Origin of the sequence: Streptomyces sp. NPDC096323, assembly GCF_040302845.1 — a bacterium.
Lineage (GTDB): Bacteria > Actinomycetota > Actinomycetes > Streptomycetales > Streptomycetaceae > Streptomyces.
The window spans coordinates 526,802-546,641 of the sequence record NZ_JBEOSI010000004.1 but is presented as its reverse complement, the minus strand read 5'-3'; the positions used below and the strand labels follow the sequence as shown (position 1 = coordinate 546,641).

Sequence of the window (19,840 nt, the reverse complement as noted above, 5' to 3'; positions counted from 1 at the left end):
AGGTGTGCTGTTCGACCCACATGCAGGCCAGGGACACAGGCTTCGTCAACCGGCGTTCTGTTCCTCGGCCAGGATCCGCCCCAGCGCCTCTTCCAGATTGCCCTCGAAGTCACCCAGCGTGCACTCCTGCCCGAGCGGCACGAGCTTGTCCGTCCGGTCGAGAAAGGCCACGAGTGGTGCCGTACCGGCTCGGAAGAGTGCACGGTCGGCCCCCACCTGGAGCCGGATATGGACGTCGGACAGGCCCTCGGGTTCGGTCGGCCCGATGTGCACATCGCCGTCACCACTGGGGCTGTTGAGGCCGTCGAGCAGCAGCTCGCGGCCGAAAGCCCAGGTGACGGGGGCGTCGCCGGGCAGATGGAAGGTCATCCGGATCGCGTACGGATCGCACACTTCGTACCGGAGCTCCACCGGGATACGGAAAGAGAGCTCCTCGGAGACGAGGAAGCTCATCATGACCTCAGCTTGAACCGACTCGCGCATCGTTCAACCCCGCAGTAGATGAATCTGGCCAGGAATGATCCCCCGTGGCCCATTGACGCCATCGTGGTGCACGCGATAGCAGATCACAAGGAGTGATTTTTCAGATACTGATAGAGAACACGAACGAACGCAAGAGGCTGGCCACTTCAGCGCGTAGTCGTTCGACTGCGGGGAGCAATCGTTCTGATTGGTCAAAAGGGACAGAAATGGCCATCGCGGCGGCGGTGAATCCGGCCGTGACCGGGATGGCTGCGCAGACCGTTCCGAGGGCGTATTCCTGTCGTTCGACGACAGGTTCCGCACGCTCCATCGCCCGCAACCGCTCCAGAAGTTCCGGACGGTCACGAGCGGAGTAGCGGGTCAGCGGGCGCACCGGGTGCCGGTCCAGGTGGTCCTCGCGGGCCTGCTCGTCGAGCTGGCCCAGCAGACACTGGCCGATCGCGTGTGCATGTCCCGTCTCGCCGAAGGCCGCCCACTCCTCCACCGCCGGCGCCTGCGGAGTGTCCGCGACCGCGACGAGCTCGATCTCGCCCTCGCGGTAGACGGCGCAGTACACCGGGGCGCCGATGATGTCTCTCCATCGCCCCAGGGACTGGGTCATTCTGCTGCGACGATTCTGCAGCGCCCCGTCGTCCGCCAGCCGCTCCGCGGCGGCGCCGAAGAGGAAGACGCCGTTCTCCCTGCGCAGATATCCCTCGTGGGTCAGCGTGCGCAGCAGGTGATAGGCGGTCGGAAGCGGAAGCCCCGCTTCCCGCGCGAGCTGTTTGGCCGGCGCCCCATCACGATGAGTGCCCACAGCCTCCAGCAGCCTCAGCGCCCGCTGCACCGATCCGATGAGCGTCGGAGCAGAGGTACTCGATGCCGTGGTCAACGGTCACCCCCAGGCGTGGTGACGGGCAGTCAGCCCGCCTGTGGGGGCCGCCCCCACAGATCTGCCGCAGGCCTGGGGTTCAGAAGGCCGGATGCCGTACAAACCACTGGTCAGGGTGGCAACTGACGGTGTTTTCCCAGGCAGCGGCAGCGGACTGCCACTGTATCGGGAGCAACCGGACAGGGCGCCGTTTCGCCCTCCGCTTAGCTCAGCTGGGCTAATCGCCCGGTCGGCCGTGCGGCTACCAGTCGCTTCGCGAGGAGGACGACATGAACTTCCGTACGACGAAGACGACGCCGCCGACCAGGATCACGAAGAGCAGGACCTTGAACAGCAGGCCGATCACGAAGCCGACGATGCTGGCGATCAGTCCGCCGAACACGACGATCGCGATGACGGGCACCGCGATCCACTTCACCCACCAGGGCATTCCCGCGAATATCTCCCGCACGGCCATCGTCCTACCTCGTCTCTGTGAGTTCCTGCTTCGATGCTAGAGGTGCCGGGGCGGGCTGCGGGGCCCGCGATCCCTTGAACTCCCCTGATCGAACCCTTAGGGATCCCCGAGACGCGGCCCGGCCCTCTGCGCGATGCGGCTCAGCCCTCGGGCGGCGAGAAGACCACCATCACACGCAGGTCCTCGGTGATGTGGTGGAACTTGTGGGCGGTGCCGGCGGGTACGTACACGACGCTTCCTCTGCCCACCTGCGTCGTTTCCATGCCCACGGTGATCGAGGCGCGTCCGCTGACGACGAAGTAGACCTCGTCCTGGTTGTGCGGCTGCTGCGGGTCGAGTTCGCCGGCGTCCAGGGCGTACAGACCGACAGACATGTTCCGTTCGCGGACGAACTGGAGGTAAGCGCCGTCGTTGGCGGCCCGCTCCGCCTCCAGTTCGTCCAGCCTGAATGCCTTCATGGCCCGTCCGCCCCTTGCCTCTGTCCAGCCGGTGTTCGCCACCGATCATGTCTGCCACGATCAGACACATGAAGAATTTCGTAGTCAAGACGATCGCCAACGCGGGTGCGCTGGCCGTGGCCATCTGGCTGCTCCAGGACATCACGCTGACCGGCGGCAGCACCGGACGCAAGGCACTGACCCTGGTCCTGGTCGCGCTGATCTTCGGCTTGGTCAACTTCCTGGTCAAGCCGGTGGTGAAGCTGCTCACGCTGCCGCTCTTCATTCTGACGCTGGGGCTGATCACCTTGGTGGTGAACGCCCTGATGCTGTTGCTGACCTCGTGGCTGGCCGATGTGGTGGACCTGAGCTTCCACGTCGACGGCTTCTGGACCGCTGTCCTCGGTGGTCTGATCATTTCGATCGTGTCCTGGGCTCTGAACGTCGTCCTGCCCGACGAGGACTGAACCCCGGCTACCTGAAACAGTGACGGCAAGGCCGGCGTCAGACCGGGGAGAGAAACGAGGACACACATGAGCACCATGGGCGACGGAACGCGGGCCGTACGTGCGGGCCTGCCGGAACCGCAGCAGTACGAGCCCACTCTCCCCGGCCCGGTCTTCGCCGCGCATTTCCACCTGTCCGGCGAGCCGACCGGGCCGTACACCTACGGCCGTGACACCAACCCGACCTGGACCCACCTGGAACGGGCCATCGGCGAACTCGAAGCTCCGGGCGAGAACGTCGAGACCACGGTCTTCGCCTCCGGCATGGCGGCGATCTCCGCGGTCCTGCTGTCCCAGGTACGCACCGGCGATGTCGTCGTGCTGCCCGACGACGGCTACCAGGCTCTTCCCCTGGTGCGTGCGCAGCTGGAGGCCTACGGCGTCGAGGTGCGCACCGCCCCGACCGGGGGCGACGCCCAGCTGGCTCTGCTGGAAGGGGCGCGGCTCCTGTGGATCGAGACCCCGTCCAACCCCGGGCTCGACGTCTGTGACGTGCGCCGGCTCGTCGAGGCGGCGCACGCGGGCGGCACGCTGGTGGCCGTCGACAACACCCTCGCCACCCCGCTCGGCCAGCGCCCTCTGGAGCTCGGCGCCGACTTCTCGGTGGCCAGTGACACCAAGGGCATGACCGGTCACGGTGACATCCTGCTCGGTCATGTGACGTGCAGGGATTCCGGACTCGCGGCGGGGGTGCGCCGCTGGCGCAAGGTGGTGGGGGCCATCCCCGGGCCCATGGAGGCCTGGCTCGCGCATCGCTCCCTGGCCACGCTGGAACTGCGGATCGAGCGGCAGTGCGCGAACGCCCTCCTGCTTGCCGAGGCCCTCGCCGAGCGCCCGGAGGTGAGCGGGCTGCGCTACCCGGGACTGCCCACCGACCCCTCGTACCCCAACGCCGTGCGGCAGATGCGGCGCTTCGGTTCCGTCGTGTCGTTCGTGCTGGCGGACCGCGGGACCGCCGAGCGCTTCCTGTCGGCGCTGCGTCTCGCCGAGGACGCCACCAGCTTCGGAGGCGTACGTTCCACTGCCGAGCGCCGGGCCCGCTGGGGCGGCGACGCCGTGCCGGAAGGCTTCATCCGCTTCTCCGTCGGCGCCGAGAACGCGGCGGACCTGGTAGCCGACGTGGCACGGGCGCTGGACGAAGCCGTCGCCCGGGACTGAGTGAGTGAGTGCCCGCGGTGGTACGGGCGGTCCGAGCCTCCCCCCTCGTGGCTCGGACCGCCCCGGCTCTCCGCCTTCTCCCTGCGAAGAACCGCCTCGACAAGGCTAGTTGACTCAGCGTCAGTGTCCAATCACAGTAGCGGCAGCGACCTATCGACATATTTATAGTTGTCCGGGTCCGACGGGTCGCACAGGTGAGAGGGAACGGATATGGACCTGGCCCTGCTGCGCACCTTCGTCACCGTGCACCGTGCGGGCTCGTTCACCCGCGCAGCCGCGCTCCTCGGCCTCTCCCAGCCCGCCGTGACCTCTCAGATCCGCACCCTGGAACGGCAGCTGGGCCGCCCCCTCTTCCTCCGCCGGGCCCGCGGCGTGACACCCACCACCATCGGCGACGAACTCGCGCACCGGGCGGCTCCTCATCTGGACGCACTGGTCGAGATCGCCGAGACCGAACTCGACGAGGAGTCGGGCGTACGGACGCTCCATCTGGCGGGGCCACCGGAATTCACCTCGCTGCGGGCCCTGCCCGCGCTCACCCCGCTCATCGCCCAGGGGCTCGCACTGCGCAGCTCGTTCTCCGCCGACACGGACGAGACACTCGACGGTCTGGCCGCCGGACACCATGACCTCGCCGTCGTCACGGCCCGGCCGCGCGGAGGTCTGCTCACCGCCGTCCCGCTCTGCGACGAGGAGCACATCCTGGTCGCGGCGCCCCGGTGGGCAGGCCGTCTGGGACCGGGGACGCTACGACGCAACGGCCCGGTGGTCCTGGAACAGCTGCCCGTGGTGGAGGTGCACGAGAGCCTGCCGCTCGTCTCCCGTTACTGGGCGGCGGTCTTCGACAGCCGGCCCGCGGCAGCCGGGGCCGTCATCACGCCTGATCTGCGGGCCGTCCTGGAATGCACGGCGGCCGGGGCAGGTCTCGCCGTCCTGCCCCGGTATCTGTGCGAGGGCGCCCTGGAGCGGGGCGAGGTGGTGGCGCTCCTCGATCCGCCGGTTCCGCCCCTGCGCACGTACTTCCTCGCCGCGCGGACCGGCACGCTCGCACTGCCGCATATCGCACGGGCACACGAGGTGCTCCTACGTGCGGCGGCTGACTGGTGACCGCAGGACGGGCCGGTAGCCGCCGGGTGTTTCAGAACCGGTTCTGCGGGCCACTCTCTTGCCATGACCGAACGTCCTGTGGTCAAGCGCACCGCACGCGCCGTCCTGCTCGACGGCAACGACCTGATCCTCATCAAGCGCACCAAGCCGGGGGTGGATCCGTACTGGGTCACGCCCGGCGGCGGGGTCGAGCCCGAGGACGCGACCGTCGTCGATGCCCTGCACCGCGAACTGGACGAGGAGCTCGGCGCCAAGATCACCGACGTGGTGCCCTGCTTCGTCGACACCGTGGAGCACATCGAGGGCGGAGGCGTGAAGGGCGTCAAGGTCCAGCACTTCTTCGTCTGTCGTCTCGAGTCCATGGATCTGTCCCTGCGCCACGGCCCCGAGATCGACGACCCCTGTGGGGAGTACGACGTCGTCCGGGTGCCCTTCAGCCGGGTCGGCATCGCTGCCGTGCACCTCGTGCCGCTGTCACTGAGGCACTACCTGGACGGCAACATCGAGGGTGTCCGGGCGATGCACGCCCCCGACCTGGGCTGACCCGGGAGCGGCCCTCCCGCGCGGCCGGCCCGTTCCCGAGTCCGGCGTACGCCGAGACCAGTACGTGGAGATACTCCCCTCGGCAGATGACCCGCCTCGCGGACCGCTGCACCGTGTTTCACGTGAAACCACTCAAGCGCGCCCGCAGAAGTCTCCTCGTCGCCCATGTCTCGATATCCGTCAGCTGGCTCGGCCTCACCATCGGCCTGCTCACGCTCGGCATCACCGCCTTCGCGACCGGCGATCCGGCCACCGCGCAGGCCGCCACCCGCGCCATGCAGATCTTCGGTGACTGGCTCGTCGTCCCCGTCGCGCTGGCTGCCCTCCTCAGCGGGTTGGTCCTGTCGCTCGGCACCCCCTGGGGACTGGCCCGGCACCGCTGGGTCTGGACGAAGTTCTGGCTGACCCTGGTCGCGACCGGACTGTCGGTCTTCTCGTTGCGCCCCGGCCTCAGCGAAGCCGCGGAACGCGGGACCGCCGACATCGATCTCGTCATCGCCCCTTCGGTGGCCACCGCGACCTACCTCTTCATGACCGCGATCTCCGTGCTGAAGCCATGGGGGCCGACCCGACGGGGCCGTCGTCTGCGGGTCTCGGCCAGATCCGTTAAAGCGGTGGACGAGCGATCACTGCGTCGGACAGCCTGACCCCATGCCCAGCTCATTGCCCCGCCCCCTCTCCGGCCTACCCATCCGGCGCCTCACCCGGGACGATCTGGTCCCCTGCGCCGACCTCAGCGAGGACCGCGGCTGGCCGCGCGATGAGCACCGGTGGGGACTGCTCCTCGCCGCGGGAAAGGCCTACGGCATCGACGACCCCGCGGGCAAGGGCCTGGTGGCGACCTGCGTGGTGACCCCGTACGGTCCGGATCTGGCCGCCATCGGCATGCTTCTGGTCGCCGGCCGCTACGGCCGCCAGGGGGTCGCGCGCCACCTGATGCATCAGGTGATCGAGTCGACCGGAGGCGCTTCCCTCAGCCTGTACGCGACGCCGGAGGGCCGTCCGCTCTACGCGAAGCTCGGATTCAGTGCGGTGGGCCGGACCCAGCGGGTGAGCGGCCACTTCCGGCCGCCCGCTCAGCCGGACAGCAAGGGAACAGGGACTCAGCCCGGTCCGCCAGACGCGGCGAGCGTGACTGTTCGCCCGGCGACAGCCGGTGACCTGCCGGCAATGATCCGCCTGGACTCCGAGGTTTTCGGCCTCGACCGGATGCACCTCCTGGCCCGCCTCCCCGCCTTCGCCGACCATCTGCGGGTGGCCGAGGAGGGCGGGGACATCATCGGGTACGCCGCGCTGTGGCCCAGCTCGGAGAGCCATGTCGTCGGGCCGCTGATCGCCCGGGACACCACCACGGCGAAGCTGCTCGTCCTCTCGCTCGCCGGGGCGACCGACCGGCCGCTGCGCGCGGACATCGACGCCCGCCACACGGAGCTCCTGGGCTGGTTCGAGGCGTGCGGGCTGGAGCCCGGATCGTCGACCACGGTCATGAGCCTCGGGAACCGGGCACCCTCGGGGGACTGGACACAGCGGTTCGCCCCACTGAGCGTGGCGACGGGCTGACCACACCGCATTCCGCGTCCGCTGCGTGCACGGGGCGAACGGGACCTCAGAGGAGGCCGGCGACGGCGGTGGTGGCGAACCCGTGGTCCTGCTCGGGCGCACCGCCACCGACTCCGACGGCGCCGATCAGCCGGCCGCCGCGATGTACCGGAACACCGCCGGCGATGAAGAGGAGCGGCCGGTCCAGCGCGGTCGGCAGGGTGTGGAAGAGACCACCGGGCTGGACCGCGTCGACGAGATCGGCCGTGGGGGCGTCGAGCTGGAGCGCCGTGTACGCCTTGCGGGTACTGGTCTCACCGGCGATGAGAACAGCCCGGTCGTCACGCCGGAAGGCCAGCAGATGGCCTCCCGCGTCCAGGACCGTGACGGCTGTCGCCACGCCTGCGGCCTCGGCGGCCGTGCGGGCCGCCTCGATCAACGTCTCCGCTTCCTGCGTGGTGAGCGGGGCTACGGCTGCGGTGAGCGTGCTCATGAGGGAACTCCTTGATGAGGTGCGGTGATGAGTGTCCGGGGGCGGACGGGGTGGTCAGTGCCGAGCGTCTGCTGGCTCGGCGGTCTGCTCCGGACGGTGTGCGGCCACCAGACGGCTCGCGCCGGCTGTGCGGCGTTCCAGGGTGCTGGAGACGAAGGCGAGCACCAGGGCGGAGGCGGCGAGCGCCGCGCCGACCCAGTTGGGTGCGGTGTAGCCGAGCCCGGCGGCGATGACCATGCCGCCGAGCCAAGCGGACAGGGCGTTGCCGAGGTTGAAGGCACCGATGTTCACCGCCGAGGCGAGAGTCGGGGCGCCGGCCGCCTGGTCGAGCACCCGCTTCTGCAACGGGGGAACGGTCGCGAAGCCCAGGGCGCCGATCAGGAAGATCGTGACGGCTGCCGCGATCTTGTTGTCGGCGGTCAGTGTGAACAGCGACAGAACGACGGAGAGGCCGCCCAGCGATACGTACAGCAGGGGCATCAGGCGGCGGTCGGCGAACTTGCCGCCGAGCAGGTTGCCTCCCACCATCCCGAGGCCGAAGAGAACCAGCAGCCAGGTGACGGACGAGGCCGAGTAACCGGCGACCTCCGTCATCATCGGCGTGATGTACGTGATCGCCGCGAAGACGCCGCCGAAGCCCAGCACGGTCATCGCCATGGCGAGCAGTACCTGCACGTTGCGGAACGCGGCGATCTCGTGGCGGAGCCGGACGCCTTCGGCACGGGGCTGGTCGGGAACGAGCCTGGCCACACCCAGCAGTCCGATGACGCCGAGGGCGGCGACGACGACGAAGGTGCTCCGCCAGCCGACGCTCTGGCCGATGTACGTGCCCAGCGGCACACCGACGACGTTGGCGACGGTGAGGCCGGTGAACATCATGGCGATGGCCCCGGCCTTCTTGTGCGGGGCGACCAGATCGGCTGCCACCACCGAGCCGATGCCGAAGAAGGCGCCGTGGGCGAGTGAGGCGATCACCCGGCCGGCGAGCATCACTCCGAAGACGGGGGCGGTCGCGGAGACGACATTGCCGATGACGAACAGCGCCATCAGGATCATCAGCATGCGTTTACGGCTGACCCTGGTGCCGAGGAGGGTCATCAGAGGGGCCCCGACGACGACACCGAGCGCGTAACCGGTGACGAGGAATCCGGCGGTGGGGATCGACACCTGGAAGTCCGCAGCCACCTCGGGGAGCAGCCCCATGATCACGAACTCGGTCGTTCCGATACCGAATGCCCCGATGGCGAGGGCGAGGAGCGCGAGCGGCATGGGTTTCACCTTCCCTGAAGATTGCGTCTGCGCCTTACAAGCGTCCACATTAATTGCACACGCGGGTTAATTGCAAGCGCGGGCTATTGCGTCCGTCGCCTATCCTGGACGCAAGTAGCTCCGGCACGGAGGAGACAGACCCATGACAGCGACGGACCCGGCACTGACCGCTCTTGCCCAGGGCTGGTGCGCGCTCTCCCTGCTCCACGGAAAGATCGAGGCCCGCATCGAGCGGGCCCTGCAGACCGGGCATGGCCTCAGCGTGCGGGAGTACTCCCTGCTGGACGTGTTGAGCCGGCAGCACAACGGACCCGGCGGGCACCTTCAGATGAAGCAGGTGGCCGACGCCGTCGTGCTCAGCCAGAGCGCCACCACCCGCCTGGTCACCCGCCTCGAGGACCGGGGCCTGCTGACCCGCTACCTCTGCGACACCGACCGCAGGGGCATCTACACCGATGTCACCGAAGCCGGTCTCACCCTCCTCTCGGAGGCGCGGCCCACCAACGACACCGCTCTGCGGGCCGCGCTGGACGAGGCCGCGGAGAACGCGGAACTGGCCCCGCTCGTCCGTACGGTCGAGGAGCTGAAGGTTCCCGCATAGGGAACCCGGACAGGGGGGCCGCGGCGTAGGCTGCCGATCATGAGCGATCTCGAAATCCGCCCTGCGGCCGTCGATGATCTCGCCGAGATCGTGGCCATGCTCGCCGACGACCCGCTGGGCGCGCAACGGGAGTCGCCGGACGACCTCGCCCCCTATCTCACGGCGTTGCGGCGGCTTGCCGACGACCGCCATCAACATGTGGTGGTCGCCGTGCGCGCGGAACGCGTCGTCGGCACACTCCAGCTGACCGTGATTCCCGGACTTTCCAGGCGCGGCTCGACCCGGTCGGTGATCGAGGGCGTCCGCGTCCACGCGGACGAACGCGGCAGCGGTCTCGGCACCCAGCTGATCCAGTGGGCCGTGGATGAATCACGGCGGCAGGGATGCCAGTTGGTCCAGCTGACGTCCGATGCGACCCGGACCGACGCGCACCGCTTCTATGAACGGCTCGGCTTCGTGGCCAGCCATGTGGGCTTCAAGCTGGCCCTCTGACCTCAGCCCCGGCATCCAAGGGAGCGACTGTGCACCGCATCAGCGACGAGCAGCGCCGCGTCAGAATCGGCCGGCGCCACCTCCTGGCACCCTCGGTGCGGGCGGATTCCCCCATGGAGGTGGCCGACGCCGTCATCGCCCTGCACGCCACAGACGCCGCCACCGTCTTCCTCTCCGCCTGCGCACGACTCCGGGTGCCGGAGGTCGCCGCCGTGGAACAGCAGCTCTACGAGGACGTCTCCCTGGTCCGGCTGCTCTCCATGCGCAACACGCTCTTCGTCGTATCGGAGGAGATGGCGCCCTGGGTCGAGGCGTCGAACGCGCGCGCTGTCGCCGCCAAGGAACGCCGGACCCTCCTCAAACACCTCGCGGAGGACGGCAATGGGCTGGACGGACAGTGGCTCGCCGCTACCGAGAAGTCCGTCCTCGCGGCCCTGACCGCAGGGGGTTCCGCCACGGGCAGCGAGCTCTCCGCCGCCGTCCCCGCCCTCCGCACCAAAATCACGGTCTTCCCCGGAAAGAAGCAGGAGACGGTACAGGGCGTGGCCTCACGGGTCATCCGCGTGCTGGCCGCCGAAGGGCGGATCCGCCGGGACCGGCCACGAGGGTCCTGGACCTCCAGCCAGTTCCGCTGGACGGCTTCCGAGCCCCGGCCCGAACGGGAAATCGCGCGGGCCCAGGCAGAGTTGGCGCTGCGTTGGCTCCGCTCCTACGGCCCCGCGACTGAGGATGACCTCAAGTGGTGGACGGGCTGGGGGATCGGCCAGGTCCGCAAGGCGCTGGCCACCGGAGAGGCTGCAGAGGTACAGCTCGACAGCGGGGCCACGGCCTGGGTCGCGCCACAGGACCACGACCCCGATCCGGCACCCGAGCCCTGGGCCGCTTTGCTGCCCGCGCTCGACCCGAGCGCCATGGGGTGGGCCGACCGTGGATTTCACCTCCCGTCCGAGCACCGGGCCGCGCTCTTCGACCGCTCCGGCAACATCGGCCCAACCGTGTGGTGGAACGGCCGGATCGTGGGCGGCTGGGCCCTGCGTGCGGACGGCGAACCGGTATGGCGACTGCTCGCGGACGTCGGCCGGGACGCCACCACCGCGATCCAGGCGGAGGCGTCCCGGCTGGCGGGCTGGGTGGGCGACGCACGGATCACTCCCCGCTTCCGCACCCCCCTGGAAAGGGAGCTCACGGCCTGAGGGGCTGACCGGTCCGTTTCACGTGAAACGGACCGGTCAGCCGCCCAGGCCGCGCCAGCCGTCCTCGTCCACTCCCCCCGGGATGGCCGCTGCGGGATCGTACGGCTCACGCGTGAAGACGAACGACCCGAGATCCAGATGGTTCACGCTGCCGTCGTCGTTCCGGACGACCCGCAGTGTCTCCCCCGCGTAGTAGCCGTCCAGCCCGATCCAGGTGCCGTCCGGGCGGGCGGTGAAACGGGCGCCACGTCCCTGACCGTTCAGGGGCCGCAACTCCAGCCGCCGGTCGGGGCCCAGCCGCAGAATGTTCGTACGCGTTCCCCAGTACCACGGGCCGGTCAGCGCCAGCAGCTCAGCGTCCACCTCCGGCAGCGGGCGCCACGGCTCAGGGATGCGGGGCTCCGCCGCGGCGACGATATCCACGAGTTCGGCGGCCACCTCGCCGATCGGCACCCCGGAGGTGACATTGGCGAACACGACAGCGGCCACATCATCCTCGACGCTGAACCAGAGCGCGGCAAGGAAGCCGGGAAGCGATCCCGTGTGCCCGACAAGTGTGCGCCCCTTCCTCCGGACCACCTGAAGGCCCAAGCCGTAATGCCCCTCCCAGTCCCCCGACTCGGGCGGGGCCGCAGGCTCCTTCATCTCTGCCACGGACGCGGCCGCGAGTACCCGGTCGTCCCCGTCGGCCAGAAACGCGGCGAAACGCAGCAGGTCGGCAGTGGTGGACCAGAGCTGTCCAGCCGGCGCCATCAGACCGAGGTCCTCGGCCGGTTCGGGCAGCATGGCGTCCGCCCACGGGTGGACGGCCCAGCCGCCGGCGTGGGGGGCCTGCGCCTGCGGGCTCGTACGATGCATGCCCAGCGGCTCGAGGATCTCGGTGCGCAACGCCTCGGCCCAGGACTCTCCGCGTACTGCTTCGATCAACGCTCCGAGCAGCGTGTAGCCAGGGTTGGAGTAGTGATGGCGACGGCCGGGAGGATGCATCCGGCCCTGCCCGCCGAGCACGTCCGCGAGTCCGGGGCGGAGGCTGCCGGGAGTCCGCTCCCACCAAGGGGCTGGCGACTCGGCACCGAGCCCGGCGCTGTGGCCGAGCAGCTGATGAAGAGTGACATCCCCAGCGCCTGTACCGGGCAGGTGCTTCTCCAGGGGATCGGCGAGATCCAGCAGCCCCTCATCCCGCAGGCGCAGGACCAGCACCGCGGTGAACGTCTTGGTCAGGGATCCGATCCGGAACTGCGTGTCGGAATCCGGGGCATGCCCGTCGACGCAGGTGCGGGACCCGCTCCAGACGGCCTGGCCCTGCCGCTGCACGGCAGCGGCCAGGGAAGGGGAGCGGCCCTCGGCCTGGGCGGTAGCGATGCGGTGCAGGAGCGCGCGCTGCGTACTCGGCAGCAACTGTTCAGCAGGAGAAGTCATCGTCAACAACTACCTCCCGCACCGGCGCATGGCGACTTCATTTCCCCACGGTTCCACGGCCGTTCTCCGCGCCGCCCGGCCGATGACGGCCCGACTGCACGACCGGCCTCACCGCGATCAGGTCTGCGCCATGTCCACGAAGCGTGAGTAGTGCCCCTGGAAGGCGACGGTGATCGTCGCCGTCGGACCGTTACGGTGCTTGGCCACGATCAGGTCCGCCTCACCGGCCCGCGGGGACTCCTTCTCGTACGCGTCCTCGCGGTGCAGCAGGATCACCATGTCGGCGTCCTGCTCGATCGATCCGGACTCACGGAGGTCGGAGACCATCGGCTTCTTGTCCGTGCGCTGCTCGGGGCCACGGTTCAGCTGGGAGAGCGCGATGACCGGCAGCTGGAGCTCCTTGGCAAGCAGCTTGAGGTTTCGCGACATGTCCGACACCTCCTGCTGGCGACTCTCGGCACGCTTCGAACCACCGGACTGCATCAGCTGCAGATAGTCGATGACCACCAGCTTGAGGTCGTTGCGCTGCTTGAGGCGACGGCACTTGGCCCGGATCTCCATCATGGAGAGGTTCGGGGAGTCGTCGATGTAGAGCGGGGCCGCCGAGACATCGGGCATCCGGCGAGCCAGCCGGGTCCAGTCCTCGTCCGTCATGGTGCCCGAGCGCATGTGGTGGAGCGCCACCCGCGCCTCGGCGGACAGCAGACGCATCGCGATCTCGTTCCGACCCATTTCGAGGGAGAAGATCACGCTGGGCAGGTTGCTCTTGATCGAGCAGGCACGGGCGAAGTCCAGGGCCAGCGTGGACTTACCCATGGCCGGGCGGGCCGCGATGACGATCATCTGGCCCGGGTGGAGGCCGTTGGTCAGGGCGTCGAGGTCGGTGAAGCCGGTCGGCACGCCCGTCATCTCACCGCTGCGGGAACCGATCGCCTCGATCTCGTCGAGCGCGCCCTCCATGATGTCGCCGAGCGGCAGGTAGTCCTCACTGGTCCGCTGCTCGGTGACGGCGTAGATCTCCGCCTGGGCGGAGTTGACGATGTCGTCGACATCGCCGTCGGCGGCATATCCCATCTGCGTGATCTTCGTGCCGGCCTCGACGAGCCGCCGCAGGACAGCGCGCTCATGAACGATCTCCGCGTAGTACGAAGCGTTGGCCGCGGTCGGCACCGACTGGACCAGGGTGTGCAGATAGGGAGCTCCACCCACCTTGGTGATCTCGCCGCGCTTGACCAGTTCGGCCGCCACCGTGATGGGGTCGGCCGGCTCGCCCTTGGCGTAGAGGTCGAGGATCGCCTGGAAGACGGTCTCGTGCGCGGGGCGGTAGAAGTCGTGGCCCTTGATGATCTCCACGACGTCCGCGATGGCGTCCTTCGACAGGAGCATGCCGCCGAGGACGGACTGTTCGGCGTCGAGGTCCTGGGGCGGGACCCGCTCGAAACCGGGGGAACCGCCCTCCCAGCCGCTGCTCTCCCGGCCTCGTTCGTGCTGCTCTCCGCGGTCCCTGCCCTCGCCCCGACGCTGGCGGGAAACAGGCAGACGGTCACTGGGACCGGTGTCCGCCCAGGGGTCGTCCAAAGGCTCGGAAATGCTCATCCGGCCGCCTCCTCCCGTCCGCTCCGCGGACCTAGCCGTGCCTCTCTTTCTTACGGCACGGCACCGACAAACAAGACGCCCGACTCCGGTTCCGGGTGTGTCGGTTCTGCGGGGTTCCAGGACCGAAACGAGGTGGGTGCGCCGGACCACGGTAGGCGGCCCGGCACCGTCAGCCAATCCGGTTATCCACAGGGCATGTGGACGACGGACCAGATGCTGTGGAGAACCCCGCGGAACCTGTGCACGGACCGGGGGACAGCACTGTGGACAAACTCATACCCGCGCCACCATCATTCCCCTGACCTGGGCATTCACCATCCACGGGCTGTGGGGGAGAAAAACTTCCCGAGTCGGCACAAGATCCCGGCAAGCGGCACATGCCAGAACGTCACTCCCAGACATTTGTAAGGACTGCCAGCGGCTTGCATCCATTACCTGTGGAAGATTAGATTAGCTCCCATGACCCAGGCACCGGCGACCCCGTCGTCTCGTCGCAGACGGCACGACCGCGAGATCATCGCGCTCGCCGTCCCCGCCTTCGGCGCCCTCGTGGCCGAGCCCCTCTTCGTGATGGTCGACAGCGCCATCGTCGGCCATCTCGGCACTCCGCAGCTCGCCGGTCTGGCCGTTGCCGCCGCCTTGCTGACGACCGCCGTGAGCATCTTCGTCTTCCTCGCCTACGCCACTACCGCAGCTGTCGCTCGAAGGGTCGGCGCGGGCGATCTGCCCTCCGCGATCCGCCAGGGCATGGACGGCATCTGGCTGGCGATCCTGCTCGGTCTCGCCGTCATCGCCCTGGCCCTCCCCCTGGCCCCCTGGATCGTCGAGGCATTCGGCGCCTCCGCCACCGCGGCCCCCTATGCGACCACCTATCTCAGGATCTCCAGCCTCGGAATCCCCGCAATGCTCGTGGTGATGGCCGCGACCGGCGTGCTCCGCGGCCTCCAGAACACCCGCACCCCGCTCTACGTCGCCATCGGCGGATTCGCCGCCAACGGGGCCCTCAACGCAGGCCTCGTCTACGGCGCCGGTCTGGGCATCGCGGGGTCGGCCTGGGGCACAGTGATCGCTCAGATCGGGATGGCGGTCGCCTATCTCGTGGTCGTCGTCCGCGGAGCCCGCCGCCATGGGGCCTCTCTGCGACCGGACGCCGCCGGCATCAGGGCCAGTGCCCGGGCAGGCGTGCCCCTTCTGGTCCGTACGCTGTCACTCCGCGCCGTCCTGCTCATCGCCACGGCCGTCGCGGCCAGGCTGGGTGACACCGACATCGCCGCACACCAGATCATTCTCTCCCTGTGGAGCCTGATGGCCTTCGCGCTGGACGCCATCGCCATCGCGGGACAGGCCATCATCGGACGCTACCTGGGCGCCGGTGACACGAGAGGCGCCCGCGAGGCCTGTCACCGCATGGTGCAGTGGGGGATCGCCTCCGGTGTGGTGCTCGGGGCGCTGATCGTGCTTGCGCGTCCCCTGTTCGTTCCGCTGTTCACCAGCGACCGGTCCGTGCAGGACACCCTGCTCCCAGCCCTCCTCGTGGTGGCGCTGACGCAGCCGGTCGCCGGAGTCGTCTTCATCCTGGACGGTGTACTGATGGGCGCAGGAGACGGTGCCTATCTGGCCTGGGCCATGCTTGTCACCCTGGCGGTGTTCGCCCCAGCAGCTCTGCTGGTCCCCGTCCTCGGCGGCGGCCTGACCGCGCTGTGGTGTGCGATGGCCCTCATGATGCTCGTTCGGATGGCAACGCTCTGGCTCCGTGCCCGTTCCGGCACCTGGATGGTCACCGGCGCTAGCCGCTGAGCCCACCAAGCCGGCCCGTTCCGCGTGCAGAGGCGAGCCTGTTTCACGTGAAACAGGAAGCCCGTTTCCTGTGAAAATGCCACGCCCGACAACGGCGAAGGGCCGCACCCGGAGGTGCGGCCCTTCACTGTTCTGCTGAGGTGCGGCCCGATCAGGCAGCAACAACCTCGACGCCGAGCTTCGCAGCGACCTCGGGGTGCAGACGCACGGACACCTGGTGTCCGCCGAGCGTCTTGATCGGCGAGCCGAGCTCGACGCGACGCTTGTCGACATCCGGGCCACCGGCAGCCTTGATCGCCGAAGCGATGTCGGCCGGGGTGACAGAGCCGAAGAGACGGCCGGCGTCGCCGGAGCGAACGGCCAGACGGACCTTCACGGCCTCGAGCTTGGACTTGATCTCGTTGGCCTGCTCGATCGTGGCGATCTCGTGGATCTTGCGGGCGCGGCGGATCTGCGCCACGTCCTTCTCGCCACCCTTGGTCCAGCGGATGGCAAAGCCACGCGGAACCAGGTAGTTACGGGCGTACCCGTCCTTGACGTCTACAACGTCGCCCGCAGCACCGAGGCCGGAGACCTCGTGGGTGAGGATGATCTTCATGATTCAGTCACCCTTCCCTTATCGCGCGGTGGACGTGTAGGGCAGCAGCGCCATCTCACGGCTGTTCTTGACTGCCGTGGCGACGTCACGCTGATGCTGCGTGCAGTTGCCGGTGACGCGGCGGGCACGGATCTTGCCGCGGTCGGAAATGAACTTCCGCAGCATGTTCGTGTCCTTGTAGTCCACGTACTGGGTCTTGTCCTTGCAGAACGCGCAGACCTTCTTCTTAGGCTTGCGCACAGGCGGCTTCGCCATGGTGTTTCTCCTGTGTGATCAAGAAGTGGGGGTACGAGCTGCCCTAGAAGGGCGGCTCGTCCGAGTAGCCGCCGCCAGAACCGCCGGAACCGCCGGAGCTTCCGCCCCAACCGCCTCCGCCGCTCTGCTGGCCCCCGCCCTGCTGGCCGCCGGCCGGCGCGCTCGTGGCCCACGGGTCGTCGGCGGGAGCACCGCCGCCGCCCTGCTGGCCACCAGCACCGGGACCGCCGCCCCAGTTACCGCCACCCTGCTGGCCGCCGCCGTATCCACCCTGGCCGCCACCCTGCTGGCCACCGCGACCGGTGGTCTTGGTGACCTTGGCAGTGGCGCTCTTGAGACTGGGGCCGACTTCCTCGACGTCCAGCTCGTAGACCGTGCGCTTGACGCCCTCGCGGTCTTCGTACGACCGCTGCTTCAGCCGGCCCTGCACGACAACGCGCATGCCTCGCGTGAGCGATTCGGCGACGTTCTCCGCCGCCTGACGCCAGACCGAGCAGGTGAGGAACAGGCCTTCGCCGTCCTTCCACTCATTGGTCTGCCGGTCGAAGATGCGGGGAGTGGACGCGACGCGGAACTTCGCGACCGCCGCACCGGACGGGGTGAAGCGCAGCTCGGGGTCGTCGACGAGATTGCCGACGACCGTGATGACGGTCTCGCCTGCCATGGGTGAACCTCTCGGCGGGGATTGCTTCTGGCTGCTTGCTGCTACTCGAACCCGATGACCACTGAGCTAGAAGCTCAGTGGATCTCGGGACGGAGGACCTTGGTCCGGAGGACCGACTCGTTCAGGTTCATCTGGCGGTCGAGCTCCTTGACGACCGCAGGCTCGGCCTGCAGGTCGATGACCGAGTAGATGCCCTCGGGCTTCTTCTTGATCTCGTAAGCGAGCCGACGACGGCCCCAGGTGTCGACCTTCTCCACCTTTCCTTCGCCCTCACGGACGACGGAAAGGAAGTTCTCGATCAGCGGGGAGACTGCTCGCTCCTCGAGATCGGGGTCGAGGATGACCATCACCTCGTAGTGACGCATGTGGAACCCACCTCCTTTGGACTCAGCGGCCACGGTCGTTCCGTGGCAGGAGGGTCGTGATGCGTAAGCCTCAGTGTCTCCGAGTAAAACAGCCGGCACTGACAATGCCCTCCCTCGAGGAGGAGCTGTCCGTGCCGGCCCGGCAGACACCGGTGCAGACCGTCCAGAGTACCTGCAGACCGGCCTCCGGTTGAAATCCGGTGGTCAGGGGACGCAATCTGTACACATCGGGTGTGAGCGGCGCCACGATGCGCCGCCTTTCGGCCAGGAGGTACTCCATGGCACAAGCAATGCGATCCCGCCCCCGCTCCTCCGCCTCCCTCTTCGCGACGGACGGCAAGCCCCATCCGCTGCAGGACGTCCTGGTGGGCGTGACGGTGGTGCTCGGCGTCCTCGCGTTCGTGACGGCGATGTTCCACAGCCTGCACCTGCTCAGCTCGTGGGCGGGGCTCATCGGGTTCCTCACGGGCGCGTACGGGCTGTACATCTCCGTGACCACACGGGAGAGGTTCCCGCTGTTCGTCGGCATGGGCGCGGCCGGCGTCGGGTTCTTCCTCGGCATGGCGCACGGCGGACTCTTCGGCGGCGTGGTCGGCTGACCGCGGCGCAGCAGCGGCCCGGCACTCTGCGGGGCGGCTCCGTCCACGGGCGGGCCGCCCCGTACGCCGTCCCGGACCGCACGGGTTCGACGGGGCCAGACAGCGCGCTTCCCGGTCACAGTAGGCTTCGGCGCGAGAGCCGGAGCCCCTGACCCATGGGGACACACCTGCCGAGGAGCGCCCCGCATGAGCCTGACCCTGAGGACCATCAGCCGAGAGCAGCATCTGGCGTACATCCAGAGCCTGCCCGCGGCCAGTCACATGCAGGTCCCGGCATGGGCGGATGTGAAGGCCGAGTGGCGCTCGGAGAGTCTGGGCTGGTTCGACAAGGGCGGCCAGCTCGTCGGCGCCGGTCTGGTGCTCTACCGGCAGCTTCCCAAGATCAAGCGGTACCTCGCCTATCTGCCCGAGGGCCCGGTCATCAACTGGTACGCCCCCAATCTGAACGACTGGCTGCAGCCGATGCTCGCGCATCTCAAGCAGCAGGGCGCCTTCTCGGTGAAGATGGGCCCGCCGGTCGTCATCCGCCGCTGGGACGCCCACGCCATCAAGGCCGGCATCCAGGACCCCGACGTGAAGCGCCTTCGCGACGTCGAGGCCACCCACATCGAGCCCCGCGCCTTCGAAGTCGCGGACCGGCTGCGCAAGATGGGCTGGCAGCAGGGTGAGGACGGCGGCGCCGGATTCGGGGACGTGCAGCCGCGCTACATCTTCCAGGTGCCGCTGGCCAACCGCTCCCTCGAAGACGTGCACAAGGGTTTCAACCAGCTCTGGCGGCGCAACATCAAGAAGGCCGAGAAGGCCGGTGTCGAGGTCGTCCAGGGCAGTTACGCGGAGCTCGCCGAGTGGCAGCGGCTGTACGAGATCACGGCGGAGCGCGACCACTTCCGACCGCGTCCGCTCGGCTACTTCCAGCGCATGTGGACGGCCCTCAACAACGAGGACCCCAACCGGATGCGGCTCTATTTCGCCCGTCACGAGGGCGAGAACGTGGCGGCCGCGACCATGCTGATCGTGGGCGGGCACGTCTGGTATTCGTACGGCGCCTCGGCCAACCACAAGCGCGAGGTCCGCCCCTCGAACGCGATGCAGTGGCGGATGCTGCGCGACGCGTACGCCATGGGCGCCACCGTCTACGACCTGCGCGGCATCTCCGACTCGCTGGACGAGACCGATCACCTCTTCGGCCTGATCCAGTTCAAGGTGGGAACCGGCGGACAGGCCGCGGAGTACCTCGGTGAGTGGGACTTCCCGCTCAACAAGCTGCTGCACAAGGCCCTCGACATCTACATGTCGCGGCGCTGACCGGCCGCTGTTCCGCCGCGCAAGGCTGACGAAACCGGCTTTATTCGTTTCAATGGGCTCTTCCGGATTCCGTTCCGGAAGCTCCGCACCCCT

At 68.6% G+C, this 19,840-nt stretch carries 24 protein-coding genes; 12 read left to right on the top strand and 12 right to left on the bottom strand.

Going from position 1 to position 19,840, the window contains the following annotated elements:
- Positions 1 to 45: 45 nt before the first annotated feature.
- The 4 genes from ABTX18_RS13840 to ABTX18_RS13825 all read right to left on the bottom strand — a co-directional run bounded on the left by ABTX18_RS13840 (position 46) and on the right by ABTX18_RS13825 (position 2,269).
- Positions 46 to 483: an SsgA family sporulation/cell division regulator gene (locus ABTX18_RS13840; RefSeq protein WP_114245561.1), complete on the bottom strand. Its 438-nt coding sequence runs from the start codon at positions 481 to 483 to the stop codon at positions 46 to 48.
- Between the two features lie 100 nt (positions 484 to 583).
- Positions 584 to 1,354 (bottom strand): IclR family transcriptional regulator, encoded by a 771-nt coding sequence (locus ABTX18_RS13835; protein WP_352122924.1) that lies wholly within the window; start codon positions 1,352 to 1,354, stop codon positions 584 to 586.
- Positions 1,355 to 1,595: 241 nt separating this feature from the next.
- On the bottom strand, positions 1,596 to 1,805 hold the full coding sequence (locus ABTX18_RS13830; protein WP_352122923.1) for a DUF5326 family protein: 210 nt from the start codon (positions 1,803 to 1,805) through the stop codon (positions 1,596 to 1,598).
- Positions 1,806 to 1,951: 146 nt separating this feature from the next.
- Entirely contained in the window at positions 1,952 to 2,269 is a 318-nt protein-coding gene (locus ABTX18_RS13825) for a cupin domain-containing protein (protein ID WP_350988316.1), read from the bottom strand.
- A gap of 68 nt (positions 2,270 to 2,337) precedes the next feature.
- Between ABTX18_RS13825 and ABTX18_RS13820 the strand changes: the two genes are divergently transcribed.
- From ABTX18_RS13820 to ABTX18_RS13795, 6 genes are all read left to right on the top strand, one after another.
- Positions 2,338 to 2,715, top strand: coding sequence for a phage holin family protein (locus tag ABTX18_RS13820; protein ID WP_352122922.1), 378 nt, complete (start codon positions 2,338 to 2,340; stop codon positions 2,713 to 2,715).
- A 66-nt stretch (positions 2,716 to 2,781) separates the two neighbouring features.
- Positions 2,782 to 3,912, top strand: a complete 1,131-nt coding sequence (locus ABTX18_RS13815) for a cystathionine gamma-lyase (protein ID WP_352122921.1) — start codon at positions 2,782 to 2,784, stop codon at positions 3,910 to 3,912.
- A 210-nt stretch (positions 3,913 to 4,122) separates the two neighbouring features.
- Positions 4,123 to 5,019: a LysR family transcriptional regulator gene (locus ABTX18_RS13810; protein WP_352122920.1), complete on the top strand. Its 897-nt coding sequence runs from the start codon at positions 4,123 to 4,125 to the stop codon at positions 5,017 to 5,019.
- Positions 5,020 to 5,082: 63 nt separating this feature from the next.
- Positions 5,083 to 5,562, top strand: coding sequence for an NUDIX domain-containing protein (locus tag ABTX18_RS13805; RefSeq protein ID WP_136330881.1), 480 nt, complete (start codon positions 5,083 to 5,085; stop codon positions 5,560 to 5,562).
- A gap of 122 nt (positions 5,563 to 5,684) precedes the next feature.
- The gene (locus tag ABTX18_RS13800) at positions 5,685 to 6,209 is read left to right on the top strand and encodes a DUF2269 domain-containing protein (protein WP_352122919.1); all 525 of its coding nucleotides are present in this window, start codon (positions 5,685 to 5,687) and stop codon (positions 6,207 to 6,209) included.
- Positions 6,210 to 6,213: 4 nt separating this feature from the next.
- Complete coding sequence (locus ABTX18_RS13795) at positions 6,214 to 7,122, top strand: GNAT family N-acetyltransferase (protein WP_352122918.1); 909 nt, start codon at positions 6,214 to 6,216, stop codon at positions 7,120 to 7,122.
- Positions 7,123 to 7,168: 46 nt separating this feature from the next.
- Here ABTX18_RS13795 and ABTX18_RS13790 read toward each other — a convergent pair whose 3' ends face one another.
- Complete coding sequence (locus ABTX18_RS13790) at positions 7,169 to 7,594, bottom strand: GlcG/HbpS family heme-binding protein (RefSeq protein WP_352122917.1); 426 nt, start codon at positions 7,592 to 7,594, stop codon at positions 7,169 to 7,171.
- A gap of 54 nt (positions 7,595 to 7,648) precedes the next feature.
- Positions 7,649 to 8,863, bottom strand: a complete 1,215-nt coding sequence (locus ABTX18_RS13785) for an MFS transporter (protein WP_352122916.1) — start codon at positions 8,861 to 8,863, stop codon at positions 7,649 to 7,651.
- Between the two features lie 142 nt (positions 8,864 to 9,005).
- Between ABTX18_RS13785 and ABTX18_RS13780 the strand changes: the two genes are divergently transcribed.
- The 3 genes from ABTX18_RS13780 to ABTX18_RS13770 are packed head-to-tail and all read left to right on the top strand — an operon-like array spanning position 9,006 to position 11,149.
- Positions 9,006 to 9,464, top strand: coding sequence for a MarR family winged helix-turn-helix transcriptional regulator (locus ABTX18_RS13780; RefSeq protein ID WP_352122915.1), 459 nt, complete (start codon positions 9,006 to 9,008; stop codon positions 9,462 to 9,464).
- Between the two features lie 39 nt (positions 9,465 to 9,503).
- Positions 9,504 to 9,956 (top strand): GNAT family N-acetyltransferase, encoded by a 453-nt coding sequence (locus ABTX18_RS13775; RefSeq protein ID WP_352122914.1) that lies wholly within the window; start codon positions 9,504 to 9,506, stop codon positions 9,954 to 9,956.
- Between the two features lie 29 nt (positions 9,957 to 9,985).
- Positions 9,986 to 11,149 carry a winged helix DNA-binding domain-containing protein gene (locus ABTX18_RS13770; RefSeq protein ID WP_352122913.1) on the top strand — a complete coding sequence of 388 codons (1,164 nt, stop codon included), beginning with the start codon at positions 9,986 to 9,988 and terminating at the stop codon, positions 11,147 to 11,149.
- A gap of 36 nt (positions 11,150 to 11,185) precedes the next feature.
- Here ABTX18_RS13770 and ABTX18_RS13765 read toward each other — a convergent pair whose 3' ends face one another.
- Entirely contained in the window at positions 11,186 to 12,568 is a 1,383-nt protein-coding gene (locus ABTX18_RS13765) for a serine hydrolase domain-containing protein (protein ID WP_352122912.1), read from the bottom strand.
- 117 nt (positions 12,569 to 12,685) lie between these two features.
- Positions 12,686 to 14,164 (bottom strand): replicative DNA helicase, encoded by a 1,479-nt coding sequence (dnaB, locus tag ABTX18_RS13760; RefSeq protein WP_352122911.1) that lies wholly within the window; start codon positions 14,162 to 14,164, stop codon positions 12,686 to 12,688.
- 459 nt (positions 14,165 to 14,623) lie between these two features.
- On the opposite strand from dnaB, the gene ABTX18_RS13755 reads away from it, so the two are divergent.
- Positions 14,624 to 15,961: an MATE family efflux transporter gene (locus tag ABTX18_RS13755; RefSeq protein WP_352122910.1), complete on the top strand. Its 1,338-nt coding sequence runs from the start codon at positions 14,624 to 14,626 to the stop codon at positions 15,959 to 15,961.
- Between the two features lie 151 nt (positions 15,962 to 16,112).
- Here ABTX18_RS13755 and rplI read toward each other — a convergent pair whose 3' ends face one another.
- The 4 genes from rplI to rpsF form a co-directional block, all read right to left on the bottom strand.
- Positions 16,113 to 16,559 (bottom strand): 50S ribosomal protein L9, encoded by a 447-nt coding sequence (gene rplI, locus ABTX18_RS13750; protein ID WP_073733221.1) that lies wholly within the window; start codon positions 16,557 to 16,559, stop codon positions 16,113 to 16,115.
- A gap of 18 nt (positions 16,560 to 16,577) precedes the next feature.
- Positions 16,578 to 16,814, bottom strand: coding sequence for a 30S ribosomal protein S18 (rpsR, locus tag ABTX18_RS13745; protein ID WP_003967857.1), 237 nt, complete (start codon positions 16,812 to 16,814; stop codon positions 16,578 to 16,580).
- Positions 16,815 to 16,857: 43 nt separating this feature from the next.
- Positions 16,858 to 17,478, bottom strand: a complete 621-nt coding sequence (locus tag ABTX18_RS13740; RefSeq protein WP_352122909.1) for a single-stranded DNA-binding protein — start codon at positions 17,476 to 17,478, stop codon at positions 16,858 to 16,860.
- A gap of 74 nt (positions 17,479 to 17,552) precedes the next feature.
- A complete protein-coding gene (rpsF, locus tag ABTX18_RS13735; protein WP_018101872.1) occupies positions 17,553 to 17,843 on the bottom strand; it encodes a 30S ribosomal protein S6 in 291 nt (96 codons plus the stop codon).
- A gap of 278 nt (positions 17,844 to 18,121) precedes the next feature.
- Between rpsF and ABTX18_RS13730 the strand changes: the two genes are divergently transcribed.
- The gene (locus ABTX18_RS13730) at positions 18,122 to 18,442 is read left to right on the top strand and encodes a hypothetical protein (protein ID WP_352122908.1); all 321 of its coding nucleotides are present in this window, start codon (positions 18,122 to 18,124) and stop codon (positions 18,440 to 18,442) included.
- A gap of 186 nt (positions 18,443 to 18,628) precedes the next feature.
- Positions 18,629 to 19,747, top strand: a complete 1,119-nt coding sequence (locus tag ABTX18_RS13725) for a lipid II:glycine glycyltransferase FemX (RefSeq protein ID WP_148019641.1) — start codon at positions 18,629 to 18,631, stop codon at positions 19,745 to 19,747.
- Positions 19,748 to 19,840: the final 93 nt, after the last annotated feature.